At 58.6% G+C, this 19522-nt stretch carries 15 protein-coding genes; 8 read left to right on the plus strand and 7 right to left on the minus strand.

Going from position 1 to position 19522, the window contains the following annotated elements; translation table 11 throughout:
- Positions 1-7: 7 nt before the first annotated feature.
- Positions 8-262 (minus strand): helix-turn-helix transcriptional regulator, encoded by a 255-nt coding sequence (locus ACSBLW_RS00105; RefSeq protein WP_435257264.1) that lies wholly within the window; start codon positions 260-262, stop codon positions 8-10.
- A 312-nt stretch (positions 263-574) separates the two neighbouring features.
- On the opposite strand from ACSBLW_RS00105, the gene ACSBLW_RS00110 reads away from it, so the two are divergent.
- The 8 genes from ACSBLW_RS00110 to ACSBLW_RS00145 all read left to right on the plus strand — a co-directional run bounded on the left by ACSBLW_RS00110 (position 575) and on the right by ACSBLW_RS00145 (position 12596).
- Positions 575-1168 (plus strand): hypothetical protein, encoded by a 594-nt coding sequence (locus ACSBLW_RS00110; RefSeq protein ID WP_435258228.1) that lies wholly within the window; start codon positions 575-577, stop codon positions 1166-1168.
- Positions 1169-1310: 142 nt separating this feature from the next.
- Positions 1311-2540, plus strand: a complete 1230-nt coding sequence (locus ACSBLW_RS00115; RefSeq protein ID WP_435258229.1) for a tyrosine-type recombinase/integrase — start codon at positions 1311-1313, stop codon at positions 2538-2540.
- Positions 2541-2737: 197 nt separating this feature from the next.
- Positions 2738-6118, plus strand: coding sequence for a type I restriction-modification system endonuclease (hsdR, locus tag ACSBLW_RS00120; protein WP_435258230.1), 3381 nt, complete (start codon positions 2738-2740; stop codon positions 6116-6118).
- Positions 6118-7587, plus strand: coding sequence for an HsdM family class I SAM-dependent methyltransferase (locus tag ACSBLW_RS00125; protein ID WP_435258231.1), 1470 nt, complete (start codon positions 6118-6120; stop codon positions 7585-7587). Before hsdR ends, ACSBLW_RS00125 begins: the two co-directional genes overlap by 1 nt.
- Positions 7584-8510: a GIY-YIG nuclease family protein gene (locus ACSBLW_RS00130; RefSeq protein ID WP_435258232.1), complete on the plus strand. Its 927-nt coding sequence runs from the start codon at positions 7584-7586 to the stop codon at positions 8508-8510. The genes ACSBLW_RS00125 and ACSBLW_RS00130 overlap by 4 nt, the downstream gene beginning before the upstream one ends.
- Positions 8507-10087 carry a restriction endonuclease subunit S gene (locus ACSBLW_RS00135; protein WP_435258233.1) on the plus strand — a complete coding sequence of 527 codons (1581 nt, stop codon included), beginning with the start codon at positions 8507-8509 and terminating at the stop codon, positions 10085-10087. Before ACSBLW_RS00130 ends, ACSBLW_RS00135 begins: the two co-directional genes overlap by 4 nt.
- Entirely contained in the window at positions 10087-11745 is a 1659-nt protein-coding gene (locus ACSBLW_RS00140; protein ID WP_435258234.1) for an AAA family ATPase, read from the plus strand. Before ACSBLW_RS00135 ends, ACSBLW_RS00140 begins: the two co-directional genes overlap by 1 nt.
- Positions 11742-12596 (plus strand): hypothetical protein, encoded by an 855-nt coding sequence (locus ACSBLW_RS00145; protein WP_435258235.1) that lies wholly within the window; start codon positions 11742-11744, stop codon positions 12594-12596. The genes ACSBLW_RS00140 and ACSBLW_RS00145 overlap by 4 nt, the downstream gene beginning before the upstream one ends.
- A 448-nt stretch (positions 12597-13044) precedes the next feature.
- Here ACSBLW_RS00145 and ACSBLW_RS00150 read toward each other — a convergent pair whose 3' ends face one another.
- The 6 genes from ACSBLW_RS00150 to ACSBLW_RS00175 all read right to left on the minus strand — a co-directional run bounded on the left by ACSBLW_RS00150 (position 13045) and on the right by ACSBLW_RS00175 (position 19512).
- The gene (locus tag ACSBLW_RS00150) at positions 13045-14430 is read right to left on the minus strand and encodes a hypothetical protein (protein ID WP_435258236.1); all 1386 of its coding nucleotides are present in this window, start codon (positions 14428-14430) and stop codon (positions 13045-13047) included.
- Between the two features lie 401 nt (positions 14431-14831).
- On the minus strand, positions 14832-15890 hold the full coding sequence (locus tag ACSBLW_RS00155) for a dipeptidase (RefSeq protein WP_435258237.1): 1059 nt from the start codon (positions 15888-15890) through the stop codon (positions 14832-14834).
- 77 nt (positions 15891-15967) lie between these two features.
- Entirely contained in the window at positions 15968-16726 is a 759-nt protein-coding gene (locus ACSBLW_RS00160) for an ABC transporter ATP-binding protein (RefSeq protein WP_435258238.1), read from the minus strand.
- On the minus strand, positions 16719-17552 hold the full coding sequence (locus ACSBLW_RS00165; protein WP_435258239.1) for an ABC transporter ATP-binding protein: 834 nt from the start codon (positions 17550-17552) through the stop codon (positions 16719-16721). Before ACSBLW_RS00165 ends, ACSBLW_RS00160 begins: the two co-directional genes overlap by 8 nt.
- Positions 17549-18454: an ABC transporter permease gene (locus ACSBLW_RS00170; protein ID WP_435258240.1), complete on the minus strand. Its 906-nt coding sequence runs from the start codon at positions 18452-18454 to the stop codon at positions 17549-17551. Before ACSBLW_RS00170 ends, ACSBLW_RS00165 begins: the two co-directional genes overlap by 4 nt.
- Positions 18451-19512 (minus strand): ABC transporter permease, encoded by a 1062-nt coding sequence (locus tag ACSBLW_RS00175; RefSeq protein WP_435258241.1) that lies wholly within the window; start codon positions 19510-19512, stop codon positions 18451-18453. The genes ACSBLW_RS00170 and ACSBLW_RS00175 overlap by 4 nt, the downstream gene beginning before the upstream one ends.
- Positions 19513-19522 lie beyond the last annotated feature (10 nt).

A 19522-nucleotide genomic window follows, 5' to 3' on the forward strand; every position in this document is an offset into this window, starting at 1 on the left:
CCCCACCTCAGCGCCGCCCGGCCACGGCCTTGTGCTGGCCGGTTTTGCGGGCTTCCTGCTCCTTCAGCCAGTCGCGGACGGCCTCCTTCCGGTAGAGCACTTTGCGGCCGACGCGGACGCAGGGCGGCCCGACTCGCCGGGTTTCCCAGCGCTGCAACGTGTCGACGGAAAGGGCCAGTTGCCGGGCCAGTTCCGCCCGGTCAAGCCAGCCATCCAGAAGCGCCGGATCGGCGCCCGCCTCCTTCAAGGGATTGGTATCCATGGGTTTCTCCTCGCGCCGCCGCCCCGGGGATCGGGGCTGGTCATCGGCGAGGAGAGGCAAGCACGGGGCAGGGACCGGCGAAGAGGCGGAAACCGGCGGAAAGGAAAAGGGAATTACGCCGCTCCCGTTCAACCGTGGTTCAAACCGCAAAACGCGTGCTGCAACCGGCTTGCTTGGCGACAGGTTTATGACAATCTGAAGGGGAGCAGTTCACAACAGATTCGCCACAACGTCACCGCGCCCAGAAGGGCGAGGTGCGCCCCCTCTGTGTTTGGGGCGTCCAACAAGAAAGGCGGTGACCGGAGGCAGGTGATGGGGTTTCCGCCCAAGGAATTCTATACCGTCGACGAATTGGCGAGCCGGTGGGACACCCCGCCGCTGAAGATCATCGAGTGGGCGATGGGCCGCAAGATCGAGCTGGTGGTGGCCTTACCCGAAGCCGAGTTCGAAGATGGCCAGGAAGCCGAATACGCGGCCGTGCGCGCATCGCAGGTGCGCCCCTTGTTCCGATCTTATGCCGATGCGGAGCGCTCTGTGCTGATCTGCCGGGCAACGCCTCCGGGCGCTGACGCACCCTTGCGGATCGTCAAGCCGCCTGACGGGGCCAGGATCATGGCCGCCGATGTGATGGCGGTTCTGGCCGAAGTCGAGAGGTTCGAAGAGGAGAATGATCTTGTGCGCCGCGTTGTCGTCGGGCCCGGGGCGCCAACGCGCCACAACTGGGAGCGATTCTACGTTGAACTCTGTGTCCGCATTCACCAGCACGGCTTGCCCGAGACCCAGAAAGAGCTGGTCCAGGACATGGAGGACTGGATTATGGACGATCCGAACTGGGGTGAGCCTCCCGATCCGTCCACAATTCGGAAGAAAGTCAAAGTGGTATGGCAACGGCTCAAGCCCGAATAGCCCCAACCCCGCCCAGCGCCGCTCTGACCGGCGTAATTCTCAGGACCTTTCCGCCGGTTTCCGCCTCTGCGCCGGTTTGGCCCGAATGAGACATTGCTCCGCGCCGCGGGTCGTCGCTGACTGCGGGTGAAAGGAGCGTCGAATGAAGGCAAAACTCTCAGAACGCGTTGTAAAGGCTGCTGAAATCGGAAGCCGCAAGTACGTCCTCTTCGATGAGGATACCCCCGGCTTCGGGCTCTGCGTCTATACCACCGGGCGCAAGGGGTTCGTGCTGATCTACCGGATCGCAGGCCAGCAGAAGCGCTTTACCATCGGGGTATGGCCGACATGGTCGGTCACCGCGGCCCGGGATGAGGCCAAGCGCCTGATCCGTGAAATCGACCGCGGGGAAGACCCCCTCGACACCCGCAAGGCGGCACGCGGGGCGCCCACGGTCAAAGAACTGGCCGAGCGCTTCATCGAAGAACACCTGCCGAAGCTGGCCCCGACCAACGCCTCAGACCAGAAGAGCATGCTGGAAAAGCTGGTTCTGCCGGAATGGAAAAACCGCAAAGTGGCCGACATCACGCCCACCGACGTTGATCGCCTGCTGACCAAGATCGCCGCGGGCCGCGCCCGCCCGTCCAAGAAGAAACCTACCCAGAAGCGACGCAAGAAACTGGCCCCGCCCAAGCCCACGCCGGTGCGCGCCAACCGCGCGGGCGAAATGCTGCGCAAGATGTTCAATCTGGCCATGCTGTGGAAGATGCGCACCGACAACCCGGCCTTCGGCTTCCGCCGCCGCCCCGAGGTCGCCCGCGATCGGTTCCTGTCCTTCGAAGAGATCGAACGCCTGGCGCAGGCGCTGGCCGCCGATGAAGATCAGCGCGCCGCCAGCATCATCCGCCTCTGCATGCTGACCGGTGCCCGGCTGGGCGAGGTCCGCACCGCCACCTTCGACCAGTTCAACCTCGATCTTGCCATCTGGACCAAGCAGGCCGCGTACACCAAACAGCGCCGCATCCACCGCGTGCCGATCTCGCACGAGGCGGTCGCCCTGATCCGCCTGCGCCGGGAAATCGTGCCGAAGGGCTGCCCGTTCCTCTTCCCCGGCGACGTGCCCGACCAGCCGGTCGGCGATCCAAAGCGCTTCTGGCCCAAGATGCAGAAGGTGGCCCAGATCCCCGACGTCCGCATCCATGACCTGCGCCACACCTTCGCGTCCCTGCTGGTCTCCGGCGGCGCCTCGCTGGAAATGATCGGCCGCCTCCTCGGCCACACCCAGATCGGCACCACCCAGCGCTATGCCCACCTGATCGACGCCCCCCTGCGGGCGGGGGTCAACGCCGTGGGTGAGATGCTGAAGCCGCGGTTGCGGGTGGTGGGGGAGTAAGGCGCAGCCTGCAAGCCGGGCCGACAGTAGCGCGGTCCGAATGATTGTGGTTCAATGCCCTGCATGCCGCGCAACCTCTTGTTGCACGACGATTGTGCTGTAAAGGTTATCTGGCAAGAAATTTGCTCGGAGGTGCAGTGGGTGGGAGTAGGCAGGATTGATGAACCGTCATGCTCAGCCGAGGTTTCCGGCATAGCATGAAACCGAACGAGTCCAATTTCGGATTTTTGCAACCCCACGAACCGCAGCTTTACAGGTTGGGGACCCTTGCGGAACGCTATTTTTCCGAAGACCCGAACACATGCAATATTAAGCTGCGGCAGTTTTCGGAATTGGTTGCGCAGTTTACGGCAAGCAGATTGGGTCTTTCTGTTGCACAGTCGGACAACCTTGCAGACCTGCTTCGTTTACTCAAGATCGAGTGCAGCCTTCCAAAACAAGTCATTGAAATACTTCACAGCTTGCGAATCGCAGGCAACCAGGCAGCGCATCAAAATACCGATGATCACTCAACTGCTCTGAGCGGTCTCAAACTCGCCCGCCAATTGGCGATCTGGTATTTCAGAACATTCCACAAGCCTTCTGGCGGTTTTGGCCCCTTCATTCCGCCAGAAAGACCCAAGGACGTCTCAGATTCGATCGTCTTGGAGTTGGAAAGGCTAAAGGCAGAATTAGAGGCCTCACTCACTGAAGCAGATCGACTTCGTGAAGCGGCAAGGCAGGCGGAAATTGAAAGGCAAAGCGCCGCAGATCGCGCGGAGCAAGAGCGAGTTGACCGCGAAACTTGGGAGAAGCTTGCGGAAGAGGCGGAGGAAGATCGCAGGGCTCTTTCCTCACAGCTTCAATCATTGCAACTTCAGGCGTCCTCTAGGGACGCTCCAGCGGTTGAGGCTGTCACCGAACTGGCTCGGGATGCTGCCAGCAAAATCAACCTGGACGAAGCGGACACCCGGGTTCTCATCGATAAGCAGCTGCGCGATGCTGGATGGGAGGTGGACACGAAACAACTTCGATACGCATCCGGTAGTCGCCCTATGAAGGGCCGAAATCGCGCGATCAGTGAATGGCCGACCGAGAGTGGACCGGCCGATTACGCACTCTTCTGCGGCATGGTCTTGGTGGGAACCGTAGAAGCAAAGCGGCAGAACCGTAATGTCATGGAGGTCTTGCGGCAGGCAGAACGGTACTCAGCGGGCTTCAAGTTGACTGAAGCTGAACTGGCAGAAGGTGCCCCTTGGGCAGGTTTCAAAGCACCCTTCGCGTTCTCGACAAACGGTCGGCCCTACCTGAAGCAGGTCGAAACCTTGTCTGGCATCTGGCGGCGGGATCTGCGTGATGCCAACAACCCTGCTGAAGTCCTCGTAGGGTGGCCTTCGCCTCGAGGGCTGCTTGAGCGACTTGCGGTGAACAAATCCGCTGCTCACCATGACCTTGCATCGCAGCCTTTCGATTTCGGTTTTCCATTGCGGCCGTATCAACACAAGGCGATCGAGGCAGTCGAAAAAGCACTGCTTGATGATCGGCGGGCGATGCTCGTCGCTATGGCAACAGGGACGGGGAAGACAAAACTCGCGATCGCTATGCTGTACCGGTTGATCGCCGCAAAGCGGTTCCGCCGCGTCTGCTTCATTGTGGATAGAAGCGCGCTGGGTGAGCAGACCGAGAGCGAGTTCACCACGACCAAGGTGGTCAACGGCAAGGCTTTTGCGGACATCTTTGGCCTTAAGGGACTTGATCATGTGGTCCCCGATGACGAAACTCGCATCCATATCTGCACGATCCAGGGGCTGGTGCGCCGCGTGCTCTATGCGGCTGATGAGGCTGAAGCGCCGACGGTTGACCAGTATGACCTGATCGTGGTGGACGAATGCCATCGCGGGTATCTGCTGGACCGCGAGATGTCCGAGGGCGACATCACGTTTCGCAGCCAAGACGACTACATTTCGAAGTACCGCCGGGTCCTCGAGTACTTCGATGCGGTCAAGATTGGCCTGACGGCCACACCAGCGCTACACACCACTGAAATCTTTGGTCTTCCAGTTTTCACCTATTCCTATCGTGAAGCGGTGGTTGACGGTTACCTTGTGGATCACGAACCGCCTGTGCGGATCGGCACGCTGTTGTCTGAGGGTGGTATCCATTTCTCCCGCGACGACCAAGTTGACTTCATCCACCCCACAAGTGGAGCCATTCAACCCGCCACTTTGCCAGACGACATTGACTTCGAGGTTGACCAGTTCAACAAGGGCGTCATCACCGTCCCGTTCAATCGAGCTATCGCGCAAGAGCTCACCAAGTTCATCGATCCAAGCTTGCCAGATAAGACGCTGGTCTTTGCTGTGTCCGACGCGCACGCGGATATCCTCGTGAACGAGCTGCGGGTCGCTTTCCGTTCGGCATTTGGTGCGCTGCCTGATGCAACTGTGGAGAAGATCACGGGGAAGGTCGATAAGGTCGGGAAGTTGATCCGCTCGTTCCGCAACGATCCACTGCCCAAGGTGGCGGTGACCGTAGACCTTCTGACGACTGGTATCGACGTCCCTCGAATCAGCAATCTGGTGTTCATGCGCCGCGTCAACAGCCGTATCCTTTACGAACAGATGCTTGGCCGCGCCACCAGGCTATGTCCGGAGATCGACAAGGAGACTTTTCGCATCTTTGACGCGGTTGACCTCTACGCCCATTTGCAGAATCTCACCGACATGCGGCCCGTGGCAGCGGACCCAAGCTTCACACTCACAAAGCTGTTCGAAGAACTCAGCCAACGCGGTGATGCGGTCCATAAAGAGCGGGTGCGTGAGCAAATCGTCGTTCGCCTCCGTCGCAAGCTGCGGCGCTTGTCGCCAGAGGCACGGGCCCGATTTGAAAAGGCTGCGGGTGAAACTCCAGAAGAAAGCCTGCAGCGTTTTATCTCTGGTGATGCTAGCGCGCTTGCGGAATGGGCGGCTGAGCGACCTTCACTAGGCCCGATCCTTGATTGGACCTCGGAGGATGGCACGCCGAACTTTATCCCGATCTCTGAACATCCCGATCGGGTGACGACCGTTTCGCGCGGCTATGGCACAGCAGATCGGCCTGAGGACTTTCTGGACGCTTTCGCCACTTTTGTCCGTTCCAATGTTAATACCATCGCTGCCCTGAAGATCGTCGTTCAGCGTCCCCAAGAACTGACCCGCGAAGAACTCCGGCAATTGCGCCTTGAGCTGGACGCGGCAGGCTTCACCGATAGCAAGATCAGGCGCGCTTGGGCTGATGCCAACAACGTGGAAATCGCGGCCTCAATTATCGGCTATATCCGCCAGGCGGCGCTGGGTGATCCGCTCATTCCCTATTCTGAACGCGTTCGGCATGCCGTGGATACGATCTTGCGCCAACGGCAATGGACCGACGTGCAACGCAGGTGGATCGACCGGATAGGGCGGCAGCTGGACCTTGAAACCATAGTAGATCGAGCCGCCTTCGATGCCGAGCCATTTGCGTCCCTAGGGGGTTGGTCTCGGATTGACCGCGTGTTTAATGGCGAACTGGCGCAAGTGGTTCGCGACCTTAACGAAAACATCTGGAAAGACGCAGGCTGATGAACGGAACAAGAGCACGGGAAACCGTTCAAAAGCTTTGGAACGCCAGCAAGAGTTTGCAGGGTGGTGGCGTAAGTTATTACGAGTACGTGACGGAACTGACCTACCTGCTGCTCCTGAAGATGCTCGAAGAGGTCAAGCGCAACGGGATCAAGCTGGAAGAGCGCCTACCGCCGAACCTGCGCTGGGGGGAGTTGAAACGACTTGAGGGCGAGCAGCGGCTGGTCCGCTACCGTGCCATGCTGCTGGAGTTGGGCACCTCCGACAAGTTCAACTTCCCGCTCGTCAAACAGGTTTTCACGGACGCGAAAACCTCGCTGACCAAGGCGACGGCCCTAACCAGTCTGATCACCACCATCGACACGGTCGACTGGTATGCGGCCGAAGAGGACGGTTTGGGCGATCTCTACGAAGGCTTGCTCGAGCGCACCACTTCTGAACGAAAGTCCAAGGCCGGGCAGTATTTCACCCCGCGTCCGTTGATCGAAGCTATCATCCACTTGATGAAGCCCAAAGTTGGCGAGGTCATCCAAGACCCCGCGGCGGGAACCGGTGGCTTTCTGATTGCCGCCCACCGCGCCATCATGCGCGACACTGATGAACTGACCAATGTTCCCACGGAAGTCGGCTTTGCCCAACGAAACGGCAAGTATCAGGGCGCTGAACTGATCACAGGCACCCACCGCCTGAACACCATGAACCTGCTCTTGCATGGGATTGATCAGCCGATCGACTGCATCGATGCGCTCACGTCGGACGCCCAAAAATTCGATCCTGCCGACCTTATCCTCACCAACCCGCCATTCAACAAGTTTCCCGAACGGGTCTCGCGCTCTGACTTCGTGATCACGGCCTCGGCGGCCAAGGGCCCGCTTCCCTTTGTCGAACATGTCGTCCGCGGGCTGAAGGTTGGCGGGCGCGCGGCGATCGTTGTGCCCGACAACACCCTCTTCGAAGACAACATGGGCCGCGATCTGCGCAACTGGATGATGGACCTCTGCGATCTGCACACCATCCTTCGCCTGCCGACTGGCATCTTCTACGCCCAGGGCGTCAAGACCAATGTGATCTTCCTGACCAAGAAGTCAGAGGAGCGGGTTGGGGCAACTAAGGCGGTCTGGTTCTACGACCTGCGCGCCCAGATGCCGAACTTTGGCAAAACCCGCACACTGACGACCGCTGATTTCCAACCCTTCATTGCCGCCTACGGGGATGACCCCCACGGCAAATCTCCTCGCGTCGATGAGGGCGAGTCCGGGCGTTTCCGCAAGTTCACACGCGACGAGATCGCAAAGCGCAACGACAACCTCGATATCACTTGGCTGCTCGATGATGTCGAAGTGGTCGAAGAAGGGCTGACCGAACCTGACGACATCGCCGCCGCGATCATCGGGCATCTTCGCGCTGCGCTCGAAGAGATCGAAGCTGTGGCCGATGAGCTTGCCGAAGTGGCCGAGGCTGACGAATGACCGCCGCTGAAACCTTTGGCCGCACGATCCAGCTTTTCCTCGTCGACGGCACCCCGAACGGCCTGCGCAAGGCAACCATCCACGGCTGGACCGGTCTGATCTTTGTCGCCACGACCTCCACCTTCGGCGCTCTGACCTCCCGCAGGGAACTCGATCGCACCGGAATCTACCTGCTGGCGGGGCCCGACCCAGAAAAAGAGGGCGGCACCCGGGTCTACATCGGATCAGCCAACAGCGTGCAGGAACGGATCAAGCAAAGCGCGGTCCAGCGCGACTTTTGGGAGATCGCGATCGCCGTCACAACCAGCGACGATGACCTTTCGAAAGGCCATGTCGAATACCTCGAGGCGCGGTTGATCGAACTGGCCACCCAAGCCCAGCGGGTGGCCCTGGACAACGGGAACAATCCCGCCAGCCAGCGCAGACGGCTGCCCGAGGCTGATCAGGCCAACATGGAACAGTTCCTCGCCAATCTGAAGATCATGCTGCCTGTGATCGGGCTGGACCTGCTGAAACCGCAACCGCGCGCTGCGTCACTGGTCAGCACTCCGGTCGAACAGCGCACCTCGGGCGAAGTCAAGTTCGAGATGCGGCACAAGACCGGGGTGCAGGCCACGGCGGTTGAGGAAGACGGTGAGTTCATCGTGCTGGAAGGCTCGCAGGCCCTGATCAACACCGGCCATGTCCAGCAAAGCTATGGCAGGCTGAAGAAAAGCCTTGTCGATCAGGGCATCCTTGTCCCGTCTGCCCCGAACATGCTGGTTTTTGCCAAGCCCCACGCGTTCAACAGCCCCTCGGCGGCAGCGGCCGTTGTGTTGGATCGAAACAGCAACGGGCGGATCGAATGGAAGGTGCAGGGATCACGGCAGAGCTACCACGAGTGGCAGCAAGCACGGATCGCGGTTGATGGGGTGAGCGCATGAGCGGGCTGCCACAAGGATGGGCCAAAACCACATTGGGGGAAATTGCCTCACTCCGGGGCGAAAAGACTTCGCCCGCTTCAGTGCCTGAGGCACCGTTCATCGGTTTGGAAGACATTGAGCCCAACACGTCCAGAATCCTGAAAGTTGGGAAGGCATCGGACGTCAAAAGTTCTGTAGCGGTATTCTCCGCCGGTGATGTTCTCTACAGTCGCCTTCGGCCCTACCTGAACAAGGTCGCGGTTGCTGAGTTTGACGGGGTCGCTTCCGCGGAAATCCTAGTGATGCGGCCAACCGAAGCAACGACTGCCGAATTCATCCGTCGTCGGATCATGACTCAAGAGTTCCTGGATTTCGCCGCGCTACTTGACAAGGGAGACCGCCCACGTGTCAACTACACCGAGATTTCTCGGTTTCCAATAAATCTTCCACCGCTCCGGGAACAAAAAAGAATAGTGGCCAAGGTGGATGGGTTGATCGCCCGCACCTCCCGCGCACGCACCGACCTTGACCGCATCCCCACCCTCATCGCCCGCTACAAACAACGCCTCCTCGCCCTCGCGTTCTCGGGTGAGTTGACCGGGGGAAAACACGGCTGGAAAGAAGCATCGATAGGAGATGTCGCACATACCCAACTCGGGAAAATGCTGGACAAAGCAAAGAATCGTGGCTTGTCAACTAAGTACCTACGAAACATCAATGTTCGTTGGTATGACTTTCAGCTTGAAGACGTTCTTGAAATGCCAATGTCGAAGGAAGAACGATTAAAATTCGACATACGTGACGGCGACGTGCTTGTTTGCGAAGGTGGTGAGCCGGGCCGATCCGCAGTTTGGTCGGACGGAGCGACAGACCTGGCTTTTCAGAAGGCTCTTATTCGTGTCAGACCGAAAAAGGACAGTCTTCTTCCCATCATCTTGGTGCACTATCTAAGACACCTTTCCGATACAAAGAAGCTCGAAGCGCACTTTACTGGTTCGACGATCAAGCATCTGCCCCAGCGCGCATTGCAGTCTATTGAATTATCTTTGCCGCCATTAAGCCAGCAAGTCGAAATTGCCCAGCGCATCGCATCTGCCTTCAACTGGCTGGACCGCATGGCCGCCGACCATGCCGCCGCTTCGAACCTCCTCCCCAAGCTCGACGCTGCCATCCTCGCCAAAGCCTTCCGCGGTGAACTCGTCCCGCAAGACCCAAACGATGAACCTGCCAGCGCTTTGTTAACGCGTATCAATGCGAAAGAGGCCGTCGGTGGAGCGCGAAGGCGTAGAATGCGCGACATTTTGGTCAAGCCGCTCGGACCATTTGTTGTGACCAACCTGCGTCTAGAATCAACCGAAGAAACAGTGATGCACGTGAAACCGATTGCCGGAGCAAGCGCCATGACCAAAAGCCGCCAAGATGATGATGTGATGGGCAAACCCTATCTGGCGAATTTGCTGAAGGCGGGTCACGGCGCCTCGGCGCAGGATCTGTTCAAGGCAGCCGATCTGCCGGTTGCCGATTTCTACAAGCAGCTAGCCTGGGAAGTCGCCCAAAAGCACATCCGCGATGACGATGAAAAGCTGGAAGCGCTCTGATGCGGATCGATCAAGTATACATCGACGGCTTCCGCAACCTGAAGGACGTTGAAGCGGACTTTGACGAAGGCTGCCTGACAACGGTCATCATCGGCCAGAATGGCGCAGGTAAATCGAACCTGATCGAAGCGATCGTCGAAATTTTCCGCCACCTTGACCCGCCCACCAGCAAGCACGGCGGCAAGCTGCGCTTCACCTTCGAGATCGACTACATCATCAAAGGCCGCAAAGTGCGCGCGGGTAACCGGGACGGGTCAACCAAGGTGGAGGTTGACGGCGAGCCGATGCCTATGGGCCGGTTTCAGGAGAGCAAAGGCGAGCTCTTCCCCGATCTGGTCTTTGGCTACTATTCTGGCACCGGAAGGCGGCTGGAAAAGCTATTCGACGACCATCAGGCCCGGTACTACAACGTCATCAACAAAGACAAGCCAGAGGCCGAGTACGATGCCGCCCGCACCGCCCGCCGCCTGTTCTATTGCCGACCCGTACACGGAGTGTTCGCGCTGCTCAGCCATTTCGCGAAACCGAGCGGTAAGGCAGATTCATCCAACCTGCTCAGCGAGAAACTGGGGATCACGGGCTTTCATTCCTCGCTTGCTCATTTCAAAGAGCCTTCTTGGTTTGACCAAGACAGATGGAGGAAGGAGCGCGCTGAAGGGCTGAGCGCGCCAATTCGCGGCCGCCGGAGTCACAAAGAAATGCGCGAACAGGCAGAAGATGTCTGGGGTGCAAAGGGACCCGCAGGAATTTGTGCTCGAACACTACGAGAGATAGCGTTTCACCCTTTGGCAGTCGCAGGAAAGGTCGTGGACGACTATCGTGACAAGCCGAAGGAGGAGGCACAGCTTGCCTGCTTCCTCCGCGACAAGGCAGCCCTGCACAAGTTCGCTGCGAGGTACGAAACAGATCAGGAGATGTTCGCGGCACTTGAAGCCGCCGACATCTCCGACCTTTTCCGCGAGATGCTGGTGTGGGTCACGCGCGATGGCAACGACAGTGGCGACGTCAGCTTCAGCGACCTTTCGGACGGCGAACGGCAGCTGCTGATGGTGCTGGGCCTGATCCGGGTGTCGCGCGGCAAGGAAGCGCTGTTCCTCTTGGACGAACCCGACACGCACCTGAACCCTGCCTGGCAGCTGACCTACCTCGAGCTGATCAAGGAGTGGACAGAGGTGGCCGCGGACAAGGATCGCTGTCAGATCATCATGACCTCGCACAATCCGCTGACCATTGCCTCGCTTTCCAAACAAGAGGTCCGTGTGATGCAACAAAGCGACGCCGCTCGGCTGGTCATTTCGGAGCCATTTGCGGACCCACGCGGCATGGGCTTCACCGCCACTCTGACTCAGATTTTCGGTCTTTCCACGACCTTGGACTTGGCGACGCAGCAACAGATAGATGATCGGAACGCCCTTGCCCGCATCGAACAGCGCAGCGAGGAACAGCAGAAAGAGCTGATCGCCATCAATGAGAAGCTTAATCGGCTAGGCTTCATGAATGAAAGCCGCGAACCCCTGTACCAAGAGTTCCTGAGCGCCTGGCAAGACGTGCGCTACGCAGATCGGCCACCCTTGACACCAGAGGCAATCGCGAAACGCCATGAAGCGATGAAGGATCTGATAAGAAGATTAACGACTAAGGCGGGGCAGACGCATTGATCTACGTTCGTCGTGACCCCGCTCTCATTCCCGAGAAGCTGCTAAAGGTTGCTGAGCGCGCTCAGGCGACGCTTGAAACCCTGCCGCCCGATCAGCGAGTGGCGTTTATCAAGAAGAAGTCTCACGTTTGGACTGGTTTCAAGAAGTACTTGTCCAAGATGTCTTATGGGAAGTGTTGGTACTCGGAGAGTTCGGACCCTCAGTCATTCTTTGATGTCGATCACTTTCGACCCAAAGCCGAAGCTCAGAGAGGGGAGGGAGGGGAAAAAGACGAAGGGTATCCTTGGCTGGCATTCGACTGGGAGAACTTCAGGTACTCCTCGGGCCGATCCAACCGCCATAGCACCGACGAAGATACGGAGGAAGTAGTAGGTAAGGGGAGCTGGTTCCCACTTTGTCCGGGAAGCCCGTGCGCCACGTGGGAGAACCGAGCCTTGGCGGCAGAGAAACCGGTCCTGCTCGACCCGACGAATGTAGGTGACATGCGCCTTGTCAAGATTGGTTCATCTGGATCGGTCGAGCCCAGCGGCATCTGTGTCGGCACTAACCGTGAACGCGTAGCAAAGTCGGTCAAGTACTATGGGCTTGATTTGCCAGCATTAAAGGAAGCTAGGCTTCAAGTTATGCGCGAGGTTCAAGAAATGTTTGAAGTCCTAGTGCAAACTGTAGCCGCAGCGAATGAGGTTCCAGCCGCAGCTGATCTCTTACCCGTGCCAAAAGAAGCAGAGTTGATAACGGCAAAGACAATGCCGAACAGTCCTTACGCCCTGGCAGCTCGAAGCCGATTGATCGAACTCGGGATGCCTGAATTGATTGCTCGGCCGGAGGACTACCCTGCGCCCGTTATATAGCGAATGGACAAGTTGCGGTTTCCGGGTCAACAATAGGTCAACCGGTCGACCTACCTCGTTCACGGTTTGGGCTACGGTCGCTTCCGTCGGTTGCGGTTGAGAGCGGCAAGGTAATCAAGCGAGATCAATGAGTTGGCGCGTAAGTGGTTGATATCTAACGGTCCGTTGTTCTCCTTTTGGTCCGCCTCATAACCTGAAGGCCGCAGGTTCAAATCCTGCCCCCGCAACCAAAAATAACACGCCAGATCAACGATATGCGCCCCGCCATCCAGCGGGGCTTTTTGCTGTCCAAGCACAAGTGTTATTGGCGGCCGCGGGCGGGCTACAAGGAGCGAGCGTTTGTGCGAGCAGGTCCAGGGCCTTGAAAAGAAGGGCCTGGACCTGCACCACCAGACTTTTCGCTTTGCCCGCGATGCCTGGCATCGCGGCTTTCTGGGGTGATGGCGAACTACAGGAAATAAATGTCGTCGATATAGAATTCGTCTCCAGCGCCTGCCTCAACCGTGAACTGCTGGACATTCGAGGCATTGGTGAATTCGACCACGCCATCGGCGTTGAGGTCGGCCGCGGTTACGGTTACCGAACCGATCGCATTGCCCGAGGCATCAGCGAATGTGAAAATCACCACTTCTCCTTCGTCCAGCCCGATGATGGTCATCCCGCCCAGATCGAAGGCTTCTCCCGTCGCATGGGTGATGTTCATCTCATGCGTGGTGCCATTGGCCTCGGTCCAGACACGAAACTCGTCATCGCCATCGCTGTCATAGTCAAAGTCGCCGCCGGCCGCGACATCGCGGACTTCGAACCAACCGGTGGCACTGGACAACTGACTGACGATATAGCTACCATCCGGCCCGTCGTAATAGTAATTGTAGCCAAGCCAGGCCTCGCTCAGTGGACTGAGAGCCGGGGTCATCGTCTCAAAGTCGATATCGCCAACCGGTGGCGGATAGCTGACGGCAAAAGTCACGTCGCCATATTCGGTAGAGCTGCCGTTCGACGCCTCGTACCAGAATGAAATCGCTGGGGTTTCCCCTGGGTTCATGTCATAAACGCCGTTCGGATCCCACGTCATCGTCCCATCGGCTGTGACGGTCAGGATCGACCCATCAAGGAGAAGCACTCCATTTGCATAATCCTCGAACGCGAGTGTTTCGTCGATAAGATTTGTGTCCCAATGGCCATCGCCATCCAGATCAAGCTGAATGTCGGTAATGGCCGTGACCGTCAGACCTTCGCCAAGGTTTCCACCTTCGAGATAGTCGTTCTCTAGAACATTGATGGTCACTGTAGAGTCGTAGGGAACGAAGGTGAAATCGCCTTGCGTGGTGATCGCCCCGGGCGGAGGAATGACTACCACCGTTACGCTGGAAACGTTGGTGATATAATCGACATCGCCAGAGCCGTCGTTTTTCGTGACTTCGTAGCCGACGATTTCCTCGGTCACTTTCTTGCCGCGGGTGACGGTCGCGGTGATTGCTGTGATGGTGTAGTCAGACAGGTTTTCTGCGTAATAGATGACGGCATTGACGCCAGCCCCGCCGTCGATGGTGTCGCTGCCAGCGCTGCCGATAAAGAGATCCCCTCCGTCGCCGCCATTCAGAATGTCGTCACCGTCGCCGCCGTCGATTGTGTCATTTCCAGCGCCGCCTTCGATCGAGTCGTTGCCGCCAGAGCCAAGTAGTTCATCGTCTCCGCCAAGACCCCAGATGATTTCATCCGCACCCGTGCCCGCAAGGAAATCTGCGAGATCGGTTCCGACCACGGCGCCCTCGGGTGGCGGCGGAGATGTGGTTTTTCCGTTTCCTCCACCGGCTCCATCAAGTTTTGGCATAGCGTTCCTCCAGCTACTTGGCCCCGCTCCCAGACAAATGTCAGGGAAATCGTGGCACAAGCTGTTCAGAAAATTACCTTTTATTTTCCCATTGTTGACGAAGTGAAGCCAAAGCAGTGCGGCACCAGTGCATTGTTCGGCAATATGCGGGCGCGATGGGGCTGCGGGCCGTCGACGGCGTCACCGCTGCGCCGCAAATCTTGTGTCTCTCGCCAAAGTTGCGACTCGATTCGGCTTTTCCACTCTGGCTGACTGTCACATCAGTGGGGCAACCGTGCTGCCCTAGACGACAGTGTTGAAGCCCGTCAAAGGCCCTACTGCTTATTGCCGCAGAATGAAGAACCGGTTGCCGCGCTCATTTCTTGCACCCTGACAGCGGGTGCAGTGGGCGGGCAACGGGATCATGCGGCAATGGTGCGGTCCAGCAGAGAGAACCAGTTTTCATGGCAAAGTTTGTTCAACAATGCGTCGTCAAAACCATTGGCTCGCATGGCATCGACCAAGCGCTGCAATCCGGCCACATCGCCCAGCACTTCTGGGATCTCGGCCCCATCAAAATCAGAGCCGAGACCGACGTGATCTTCCCCCAGTGACGAAATCAGATGATCCAGATGGCGCAGCATCGGGTCCCAACCGCAGGTCGCATCCTTGCGCCCGTCTGCGTTCAAAAAGCCGACCGCATAGTTCAAACCCACCATCCCCCCGGTATCGCGGATCATGTGCAATTGTCGGTCGGTCAGGTTTCGCGAAGACGGGCAAAGCGCATGGGCGTTTGAATGCGTGGCGACCAGCGGGGCAGTCGACAGGGACGCAACATCGTTGAATCCGGCTTCGTTCATATGGCTCAGGTCAATCATGATCTGAAGCTGATTGCATTCTTTGATAAGCCGCTTTCCGGCGTCTGTCAGGCCCGGCCCTGTGTCTGGCGAGTGCGGGTAGGCAAAGGGAACGCCGTGGCCGAAAATGGTTGGCCTGCTCCAGACCGGGCCGAGCGAGCGCAAACCCATCGCATGGAAGGCGTGAAGGTTGTCCAGCCCCTCGTCAATAGCCTCGGCCCCCTCCATATGCATGATGCCCGAGATCACACCTTTGGAAAGGCAGTCCCGGACTTCCGACGCGCGGCGGCATATCTTGAACTGGCCCTCCGAACTCCGCTCCATCCACAATAACAATGCGGCCTCGGTAAATCCGGTTCCAAGGCCCTCAGTGACGGAAATCAAATCCGGCAGGGGAAGTTTGTAGGGGGGTGTCTGCATTGCAGCCATGTATGAGGCTGAATCATGGGCAACGGGCGAGGGCACATAGATCGCGAAAAAACCACCCGCAAAGCCGCCTTGCTTCATACGCGGCAGATCAAGATGTCCCTTTCCTTCGCCGGTCAGCCAGATCGCCTCTCGGTTCTCAGGTGCCAGCAGCAACCGCAGAAGAATGTCATTGTGGCCATCGAACACGGGTATCATTCGTTGATCTTTCCAATTGGAAGTGGTGCATCAGGGCAAGGCGCCGGAAAAGCCTGCGCCAAAGGCATTGTCATCGTTCACCCTAGCATTCGGTCGGCAGAGGCGTTGAACAGACTGCGGGCATAATCCGTTTTCATGTTGGCGGCAGCGAGGTCGATGCGCGACAATTCCTCGACAGATTTTCCATGTTGCATGACCAGAATGCGGTCGCACATATGGTCAATCACCGCCAGATCGTGACTGACCATCAGAAAGGTCAGGTCGCGTTCGGCCCGAAGACGTGACAACAGGTTCAAGACCTCTGCCTGCACAGACGCATCAAGCGCGCTGGTCGGTTCGTCCAACAAAAGGATTTTCGGTTCCAGCATCAATGCGCGCGCAATGGCGACGCGCTGGCGCTGACCACCAGAAAGTTGGTGCGGGTAACGAAATCGGAAATTCGCGGGAAGACCGACATCTTCCAAGGCGCGCTTTACCTTGGCGTCTGAGCCCGACAGGCCATGAATTGCCAGCGGTTCCGAAAGTGTCCGGTCGATGGTGTGGCGCGGATGCAAACTGGCGTAGGGGTCTTGGAAAACCATCTGCACTTGCGCAGAAAAAGCCTTGCCCCTTGGCGTTGGCACAGGGATGCCACCGATCCGGATCTCGCCACCCGACACCGGCGCAAGGCCGCAGATCGCCCGCAGGATGGTGGATTTGCCAGAGCCGCTTTCGCCCACAAGGCCATAACTTTCGCTGGCCTTCACAGACAGGCTGACATTTTCCACCGCGCGGACGGTGCGCCCCTTGGTGTTGAACGTAACCGACAGGTTTTCAATTTCGATCAGGTCAGTCATTGGCCCAATCCCCCGTTCGGTCCAATCCGGGCAGGGGGTCGCGTGACCCTCCGATCCGAGGCAGACAATTCAACAGGCCGCGTGTGTAGGGATGCTTGGCCTGCATCAGGTCGCGCGCGGCCAGTTCCTCGACCACACGGCCCTTGTACATGACCAGCACACGGTCGCAAAAGCGGGCGACCAGACGCAGATCGTGACTGATGAAAATCAGCCCCATCCCGCGCTCGCGGACGAGTTTGTCCAAAATGGCAAGAACCTCTGCCTGAACGGTCACGTCCAATGCACTGGTGGGTTCATCCGCGATCAGAAGGTCAGGTTCCGGGATCAGCATCATCGCGATCATCACGCGCTGTCCCATGCCGCCCGACAACTCGTGCGGATAGGCCTCCATCACGCGTTCCGGATCCCGGATTTGAACGGCCTCCAGCGCGGCCAAGGCTTTCTTTCGGGCCTCGGCATTGCCCAAGCGGTCGCGGCGCCGCAGCCCTTCGGTAAGTTGGTCTCCGACTTTCATGACCGGGTTCAGCGAATACTTGGGATCTTGCATCACCATTGCGATCCTCGGCCCCCGCAGTGCACGCATTTCGCGCTCGCTGGCGGCCATCAGGTCGCGGCCATCGAACATCATCCTGTCTGCCGATATTCGCCCCGGAGGGCGGATAAGCCGCAAAACGGCCCGCCCCGTCATGGTCTTGCCCGAACCGCTTTCTCCGACGATGCCAAGGCGTTCGCGGTCCAGTTTGAAAGACACGCCGCGCACAGCCTGAACCGGCCCGGTTTCGGTATCAAACGTCACTCGCAGATTTTCAATCTCCAGAAGGCTCATCGAGAAGCGCTCCTTGGATCAAGAACATCGCGCAGGCCGTCGCCCAAGAGATTGAAGCCAAGCGAGACGACAAAGATGGCAAGGCCCGGCATTGTGGCAACCCACCATTGTTCGAACAGGAATTTGCGGCCGGAACTGATCATCAGCCCCCATTCCGGCAAAGGCGGCTGTACCCCAAGCCCCAGAAAGCCAAGTCCGGCGGCGATCAGGATGACCCCGGCCATATCCAAGGTCACCCGAATGATGACCGAAGGCAGGCACATCGGCACCACATGCCCCCAGATGATCCGGCCCGCGCCCGCGCCTTGCAGGCGGACGGCGGCGATATAGTCCGAATTTCTGACCGTCAGAGTTTCAGCCCGTGCCACGCGGGCATAGGGGGGCCACGCTGTCAGCGCGATGGCCAGAACGGCATTGATGATGCCGGGACCTAGAACCGCGACCAGTGCCAGGGCGAGGATCAGACGTGGAAAGGCAAGGAAGATATCCGTGATCCGCATCAAGACCTCGTCGACCCAACCCCCGAAGTAGCCGGCCACGGTGCCGATCAGCAGCCCAAGGATCGGAGCGGTCAAGGCAACCAGCGCAACGATGTAAAGAGTGATCCGCGCACCAAAGACGATCCGGCTCCAGATGTCCCGGCCAAAATCGTCCGTTCCCAGAAAATGACCGGGTGTCAGCGGCGGCAAAAGGCGCTGCGACAGGTTTTGGACATAAGGATCATGCGTGGCAAAGAACGGCGCAAAGGCGGCCAGCGTCAACAGGATCACGACGATGAAAAGCCCCGATATGGCCAGTGGATTGCGGCGCAAACGCAACCATGCCAGCCACATTTGTCCAAGCTTGGCCTGACGGCGAGAGGAGGGGTTCGGGTCGGTCAGATACTCGGTCAGCGTGCTCATCCGCGTGCCCTCGGGTCGACCAAACGGTAAAGGATGTCGGACAGCATGTTCAGCGTCACAAAGACCACGCCGACAACGATCGTGCCACCCAGAACGGCGGGCATGTCGGCAGTGAACAGCGCATCGGTGATATAGCTTCCCAGTCCCGGCCACGCGAAGATGGTTTCAGTCAGAACAGCGCCTTCCAGAAGATAGGCATAGCTCAGCGCGATCACGGTGATCAGCGGCACCAGGACGTTGCGCATGGCATGGACCCATATCACCCGCCATTCCGGCATGCCTTTGACGCGGGCAGTGGTGATATATTCTTGGCCCAACTCGTTCATCATGAAGCTGCGCGTCATCCGGCTGATATAGGCCATTGAGACATAGCCCAAGATCCCCGCAGGCAGCACGATATGGGACAGGGCATTGGCAAACACATCCCAAGCACCGTTCAAGGCGGTGTCGATCAGGATTGCGCCGGTGTATTGGGTCAGCGTGAATTCCATCATCATCTCATAGGCGGGGTCCAAACGGCCGGGGCCGCCCACCCAGCCAAGATGGCCGTAAAAGACCAAAAGCCCGATCAGGCCCAGCCAGAACACCGGCATCGAATAGCCCATCAGACCAACGATCCTTACGATCTGGTCGGCAAAACTGCCGGGGCGTGTTGCGGCCAAAACGCCAGCCGGCACCCCGAACAGCACACCAAACAGCGTGCCAAGCGTGGCAAGTTCAAGCGTTGCGGGGAAATAGCGGGCAATTTCAGACGAAATCGGTTCGCGCGTGCGGATCGACTGCCCCAAATCGCCTTGCAGCGCATCGGCGACATAGATGCCGAACTGCTTCCACAGCGGCTCATCCAATCCCAGCGCGTCGCGTGCGGTCTGATATTGCTCGGCAGTCGCGCGTTCGCCAACGATTGAAAGGACCGGGTCGATAGGAACCACCCGTCCAATGAAAAAGGTAACCATCAGCAGGCCGATTAGGGTGATCAACAACGTGACCATGCCGCCTGCAAGCTGACGAAAGATACCGGAACGGTGCCCGGAGGACGTGTCGGGGAGTGATGCCATTGAAATGGAG

Origin of the sequence: Thioclava sp. FR2, assembly GCF_051200875.1 — a bacterium.
In the GTDB taxonomy this organism is placed as follows: domain Bacteria; phylum Pseudomonadota; class Alphaproteobacteria; order Rhodobacterales; family Rhodobacteraceae; genus Pseudotabrizicola.

Coding starts and splice junctions, on each gene's coding strand:
- ACSBLW_RS00105 (WP_435257264.1), bottom strand. CDS start 262: ATGGATACCAATCCCTTGAAGGAGGCGGGCGCCGATCCGGCGCTTCTG.
- ACSBLW_RS00110 (WP_435258228.1), top strand. CDS start 575: ATGGGGTTTCCGCCCAAGGAATTCTATACCGTCGACGAATTGGCGAGC.
- ACSBLW_RS00115 (WP_435258229.1), top strand. CDS start 1,311: ATGAAGGCAAAACTCTCAGAACGCGTTGTAAAGGCTGCTGAAATCGGA.
- hsdR (WP_435258230.1), top strand. CDS start 2,738: ATGAAACCGAACGAGTCCAATTTCGGATTTTTGCAACCCCACGAACCG.
- ACSBLW_RS00125 (WP_435258231.1), top strand. CDS start 6,118: ATGAACGGAACAAGAGCACGGGAAACCGTTCAAAAGCTTTGGAACGCC.
- ACSBLW_RS00130 (WP_435258232.1), top strand. CDS start 7,584: ATGACCGCCGCTGAAACCTTTGGCCGCACGATCCAGCTTTTCCTCGTC.
- ACSBLW_RS00135 (WP_435258233.1), top strand. CDS start 8,507: ATGAGCGGGCTGCCACAAGGATGGGCCAAAACCACATTGGGGGAAATT.
- ACSBLW_RS00140 (WP_435258234.1), top strand. CDS start 10,087: ATGCGGATCGATCAAGTATACATCGACGGCTTCCGCAACCTGAAGGAC.
- ACSBLW_RS00150 (WP_435258236.1), bottom strand. CDS start 14,430: ATGCCAAAACTTGATGGAGCCGGTGGAGGAAACGGAAAAACCACATCT.
- ACSBLW_RS00155 (WP_435258237.1), bottom strand. CDS start 15,890: ATGATACCCGTGTTCGATGGCCACAATGACATTCTTCTGCGGTTGCTG.
- ACSBLW_RS00160 (WP_435258238.1), bottom strand. CDS start 16,726: ATGACTGACCTGATCGAAATTGAAAACCTGTCGGTTACGTTCAACACC.
- ACSBLW_RS00165 (WP_435258239.1), bottom strand. CDS start 17,552: ATGAGCCTTCTGGAGATTGAAAATCTGCGAGTGACGTTTGATACCGAA.
- ACSBLW_RS00170 (WP_435258240.1), bottom strand. CDS start 18,454: ATGAGCACGCTGACCGAGTATCTGACCGACCCGAACCCCTCCTCTCGC.
- ACSBLW_RS00175 (WP_435258241.1), bottom strand. CDS start 19,512: ATGGCATCACTCCCCGACACGTCCTCCGGGCACCGTTCCGGTATCTTT.